The 963-nt window shown below is 35.1% G+C and carries 1 pseudogene; it reads right to left on the bottom strand.

The annotated features are described in order from the left end of the window. Positions 1–963 (bottom strand): annotated as a pseudogene (locus tag IDG60_RS16230) (virulence-associated E family protein); the annotation flags it as partial.

Below are 963 nucleotides of genomic sequence, written 5' to 3'. Positions count from 1 at the left end.
TGGCATCTTTTGTTTTACCTGAATGGTGTATGTCATAAATCTTTTCGATATAACTTCTTAAACTGCTATCATCACCGTCTTGCCATTGACGTGTCTTAAAATTAGTATTCCATGGCACTTTCCCTAAGCATTCAATTTGTTTTGTAAATTCATTAAATGCTATTTTTCCTTTTAAATTTGGATCATTACGCAATATAATTTCTATATTTGGGATACTAGCTTTGAAAGTACCTTTCGAAGTAATTTCTAACGTCTCAGACCATGCATCATCGCTATTTACTATTTCATCGAAATCCTGCATTGCATCAGACATTTTGTCGTTAATTAATTGCTTTTTAACAACTTCATCATTTTGCGCTCTTTGCTGCATTGCTTTATAACTAGGTAGTCGATTAACCGGAGTATCTGTTTTAGCGTCTTCATCTTGAGCACCATATAAGTGTATGCGTACTAAATCAAAACTGTTCACAAGCATACCGCTAACGGGATCCGTATTATGATGAGAATAGGCAAACTTGTTATTTTCGTATAACACCAATCCACCTGCAGTTGAACCTTCATGATAGGTATAACGGTTAGTAGAATGTTTTTCGTATAAGTCAGGAATAAAAGTTGATATAGCTTCTTCTATCGTATAGGCTCTACAAAATGCGCCAACAATTCCCGGCTTTTCTTCTGGGTCACCTTGCTTATCTGCTAATCTTTTAGTCTTACTCTCTTCCTTTGAAGACGTTGGCCATTCTAATGTGTCAGTCCAATCAACATATTCATTTAATATTTTATCTGGATCTAACAAAGGTAAATCTTCATAGGTAAAGAAAAATTCTGCATCATTGCTAGTTGAAGGCCAATACATTAACCTATGTGGTTGATAAGTTGTATCATCGAAGTAATCCATGCCAACGATATCTGCGACTTTACGCCCAATAGCTTCATACTCATCTGCATTTACATTTCGTTTTA

This window comes from Staphylococcus sp. EG-SA-2 (genome assembly GCF_017152085.1).
This window is presented reverse-complemented; position numbering and strand designations above follow the sequence as displayed.